The organism is Acidovorax sp. HMWF018 (genome assembly GCF_003061035.1).
In the GTDB taxonomy this organism is placed as follows: domain Bacteria; phylum Pseudomonadota; class Gammaproteobacteria; order Burkholderiales; family Burkholderiaceae_C; genus Acidovorax; species Acidovorax delafieldii.
In genome coordinates this window covers 14,890-19,128 of the sequence record NZ_QAIM01000513.1, presented here as the reverse complement: position 1 = coordinate 19,128, position 4,239 = coordinate 14,890, and the positions used below count along the sequence as shown (strand labels likewise).

The window sequence follows — 4,239 nt, the reverse complement described above, 5'->3', positions numbered from 1 at the left end:
TCTCCCGTCCCCGAACCCAAGCCTGCACGTGCTGACGATTCGGCACGTGCCCGCGCCCTGTTGGAAGGCCGAAGCACCGAGGCGCCAGCCGCCTCCAGTGCCGAGGAGGCGCGCTTCATCGTGCAGGTGGGGGCCTTTGCTGATGCCGAAAAGGCCCGCGAAGCACGCACCAAGGTGGAACGGGCAGGTCTCAAGACCTATACGCAGGTGGTGGACACCAAGGACGGAAAGCGCACCCGGGTGCGCGTGGGTCCGTTCACCAACCGGGCAGAGGCAGACAAGGCGGCGGCCCGCATCAAGTCGCTGGACCTGTCGGCGTCGGTGCTCACCCTGTAAACATTGATCAGGCTGCCGCTTGTCCATGGCTGCGTTGGATTGGGTGTTTGTGGCCGTGTTGCTGGCCTCCATGCTGATAGGTGCGTGGCGCGGACTGGTGTTTGAAGTGCTGTCGGTGTTGGGCTGGGTGGCGTCTTTTTTTGTGGCGCAATGGTTTGCGGCCGATGCAGCGGCCTTGTTGCCAATGGGTGGGTCGGGCGAGTCGCTGCGGTATGCAGCCGGTTTTGTCGTGGTGTTTGTGGCTTCGGTTTTTGCCTGTGGTTTTCTGGCATGGCTGGCCAAGAAGCTGGTGGAAGCCGTAGGGCTGCGCCCGGCGGACCGCACCCTCGGCGCTGTGTTTGGTGTGTTGCGCGGCCTCGTTTTGTTGCTTGCTGTGGCCGTGGTGGCTGGCATTACCCCCGTGCACGAGGCACAGTGGTGGCGGGAGTCGCGGGGCGCGCCGGTCTTGGCCGAGGTGCTCAAGGGGTTGAAACCGGCGCTGCCGGACGAATTTGGAAGGCATCTGCCTTCGTGAGATCGAAGCGGCAGCGGCCAGAAGCTGCTGCCGTTGGATGACCGCGGGGCTGTTCCCGCAAACGGATGGAATACAACTATGTGTGGAATCGTCGGCGTCGTCAGTCCTGCGCCCGTCAATCAGCTGATCTATGACGCTTTGCTGCTTTTGCAGCATCGTGGCCAGGATGCTGCTGGCATCGTGACCCAGCAGGGCCGCAAATTCTTCATGCACAAGGCCAAGGGCATGGTGCGCGACGTTTTTCGCACGCGCAACATGCGCGCTCTGCCGGGCAATGTGGGGCTGGGCCAGGTGCGTTACCCCACCGCCGGCAACGCCTACAGCGAAGAAGAGGCGCAACCGTTTTACGTCAATGCCCCGTTCGGCATCGTGTTGGTGCACAACGGTAATCTGACGAACGCCCGCGAACTGCGCACCGAGCTGTTCCAGACGGACCACCGCCACACCAACACGGAAAGTGATTCGGAAGTCCTTCTGAACGTGTTTGCGCACGAACTCGAACGCGCCACGCGGGGCGTGCCTCTGCAGCCCGAGGACGTTTTCACCGCCGTGCGTGCGGTGCACAAGCGCATCAAGGGTTCCTATGCTGTGATCGCGCTGATCGCAGGCCACGGTCTGCTGGCCTTCCGCGACCCGCACGGCATCCGCCCGCTGGCCATGGGCCGCAGCCAGGACGGCACCGTGATGGTGGGCAGTGAGTCGGTGGCGCTGGAGGGTACCTCCCATGTGTTCGAGCGCAACATCAATCCGGGCGAAGCGATTTTCATCACGCTGGACGGACAGGTTCACGCCAGCCAGTGCGCAGAGAATCCGCAGCTCAACCCTTGCATCTTCGAGTTTGTGTACCTTGCGCGGCCCGATTCGGTGCTTGACGGCATCTCGGTCTACCAGGCCCGCCTGAACCTGGGTGAAGCCTTGGCCAAGCGTGTGGTGTCCACCGTGCCGCCCAACGAGATCGATGTGATCATCCCCATCCCCGAGTCCAGTCGCCCCAGCGCTACCCAGCTGGCGCATCTGCTCGGCGTCCCGTACCGGGAAGGCTTCGTCAAAAACCGGTACGTGGGCCGCACCTTCATCATGCCGGGGCAGGGCGTGCGCAAAAAGTCGGTGCGCCAGAAGCTCAATGTGATTGGCAGCGAATTCAAAGGCCGCAACGTGTTGCTGGTGGACGACTCCATCGTGCGCGGCACGACCAGCCGCGAGATCGTGCAGATGGCGCGTGACGCGGGTGCCCGCAAGGTGTACCTCGCCAGCGCGGCGCCGCCCGTGCGCTACCCCAATGTGTATGGCATCGACATGCCCACCAGCAGCGAACTGGTGGCCCACGGTCGCACGGTCGAAGAGATTCGCCAGGCCATCGGCTGCGACGCTCTCATCTATCAGGATGTAGATGGCATGAAGAGGGCTGTGGGTGCGCTCAACAGTGCCATCGTCGGCTTCGATGCCTCGTGCTTTGACGGTGTGTATGTGACTGGCGACATCACAGCGGAAGGGATTGCCAGCCTGAATGAAGGGCGCGTGGGTGCGGAAGAAGGCGAGGAAGACACCTCGCGCCTTGCGTTGCCCAACGCGCAAGAAGCGTAGCCAAGGCTTACGCAGTCCCTTAGTGCCATCGCACGCGATGCTGGACTTTCGGCACAGCGGGCGATGCTCTTTCAGTATTGACTGCGCCTGATGGATTGACCTCACCTGAGAACTGGCCCCGTTGAGGGCCAGCATTGATTTTTATGACTGAAACCATTGCTTCCAGCACGGGCCGCGTACGCACCCGCTTCGCTCCCTCGCCCACGGGGTTCATCCACCTGGGCAATATCCGCTCGGCGCTGTATCCCTGGGCGTTTGCCCGTGCCACGGGGGGGGATTTCATTTTGCGCATCGAAGACACCGACCTGGAGCGCTCCAGCCAGGCGGCGGTGGACGTCATCATTGAGGGCATGGCCTGGTTGGGTCTGAACCACGACGAAGGCCCGTTCTATCAGATGCAGCGCATGGATCGTTACAAGGCGGTCCTCGCAGAGTTGCAGGCTGCCGGTCACGTGTATCCCTGCTACATGAGCGTGGCTGAGCTGGATGCCCTGCGCGAGCGGCAGATGGCTGCCAAGGAGAAGCCTCGCTACGACGGCACATGGCGTCCTGAAGCTGGCAAGACCTTGCCAGCCATTCCTGAAGGCGTGCAGCCGGTGCTGCGCTTCAAGAACCCACAGGGCGGCGTTGTGGCCTGGGACGACAAGGTCAAGGGCCGCATTGAGATCAGCAATGATGAGCTGGATGACCTGGTCATCGCACGGCCCGATGGCACGCCCACCTATAACTTTTGCGTGGTGGTGGACGATATCGACATGGCGATCACGCACGTGATCCGAGGCGATGACCATGTGAACAACACGCCGCGTCAGATCAACATCTTCCGCGCCCTGGGCAAGGAACCCCCGGTGTATGCCCACCTGCCCACTGTGCTCAACGAGCAGGGCGAGAAGATGAGCAAGCGCAACGGCGCCAAGCCGGTGACGCAATACCGCGATGAAGGTTATCTGCCCGATGCCATGGTGAACTATCTGGCGCGTCTGGGCTGGAGTCACGGCGACGATGAGATCTTCAGCCGCGAGCAGTTTCTGCAGTGGTTCAACCTCGACCATCTGGGCCGCAGCGCTGCGCAGTTTGACGAAGCCAAGCTGCGCTGGGTGAATGCCCAGCACCTGAAAGCCATGGCTGACGACGCTTTGGCCGCGCTGATTGCTCCGCAATTGCAGGCGCGTGGTGTTTCGGCTGAGGCGCTGGCCGACGGGCGTCTGCCCCGGATCTGTGCGCTGTTCAAAGACCGGTGCGACACCACCGTCGTGCTTGCCAACTGGGCGCAGGTGTTCTATGGCGACGTGACTCCGGTGGATGCAGAGCGCGCTCAGCATGTCACCGACGCCATTGCGCCCGCTCTGGACGCACTGGCTGATGCACTGTCTGCCTGCGAGTGGGACAAGGCATCCATCAGCGCGGCATTCAAGCAGGTGCTGACGGCTCAGGGTCTGAAGATGCCCCAGCTGGCGATGCCTGCGCGTGTCCTGACGGTCGGAACCGCCCACACGCCATCGGTCGATGCTGTGCTGGAACTGGTCGGACGTGAAAAAGTTATAGCGCGTTTGCGAAACCGCTAAAAATCTGTCTATAATTCAAGGCTCAGGTGATGACAACAAATACAAAGTGTTTGAAGTTATTCAGTGGGGGTATAGCTCAGCTGGGAGAGCGCTTGCATGGCATGCAAGAGGTCATCGGTTCGATCCCGTTTACCTCCACCACGTCGCTTGATAACGGTTAGTTCCAAGGTTTTGACCCTATCGTCTAGAGGCCTAGGACATCACCCTTTCACGGTGAGTACCGGGGTTCGAATCCCCGTA

The 4,239-nt window shown here is 61.7% G+C and carries 4 protein-coding genes and 1 tRNA gene; all 5 read left to right on the top strand.

The genetic code is table 11. The features are described 5' to 3' along the window. Nucleotides 1–336 (top strand): SPOR domain-containing protein (locus DBR23_RS31475; protein WP_233250664.1); only part of this gene is annotated, 336 nt, incomplete at its 5' end. 25 nt (nucleotides 337–361) lie between these two features. Next, entirely contained in the window at nucleotides 362–850 is a 489-nt protein-coding gene (locus DBR23_RS21885) for a CvpA family protein (RefSeq protein ID WP_108499576.1), read from the top strand. A 78-nt stretch (nucleotides 851–928) separates the two neighbouring features. Beyond that, nucleotides 929–2,434 carry an amidophosphoribosyltransferase gene (gene purF / locus DBR23_RS21880; protein ID WP_056746391.1) on the top strand — a complete coding sequence of 502 codons (1,506 nt, stop codon included), beginning with the start codon at nucleotides 929–931 and terminating at the stop codon, nucleotides 2,432–2,434. Nucleotides 2,435–2,577: 143 nt separating this feature from the next. Next, entirely contained in the window at nucleotides 2,578–3,999 is a 1,422-nt protein-coding gene (gene gltX / locus DBR23_RS21875; protein WP_108499575.1) for a glutamate--tRNA ligase, read from the top strand. A 65-nt stretch (nucleotides 4,000–4,064) separates the two neighbouring features. Further along, nucleotides 4,065–4,140: transfer RNA gene (locus DBR23_RS21870), tRNA-Ala, on the top strand. Nucleotides 4,141–4,239 lie beyond the last annotated feature (99 nt).

Bases quoted from the DNA above. Each gene is read 5' to 3' on its own strand.
- DBR23_RS21885 (WP_108499576.1), top strand. From the start codon at position 362: ATGGCTGCGTTGGATTGGGTGTTTGTGGCCGTGTTGCTGGCCTCCATG.
- purF (WP_056746391.1), top strand. From the start codon at position 929: ATGTGTGGAATCGTCGGCGTCGTCAGTCCTGCGCCCGTCAATCAGCTG.
- gltX (WP_108499575.1), top strand. From the start codon at position 2,578: ATGACTGAAACCATTGCTTCCAGCACGGGCCGCGTACGCACCCGCTTC.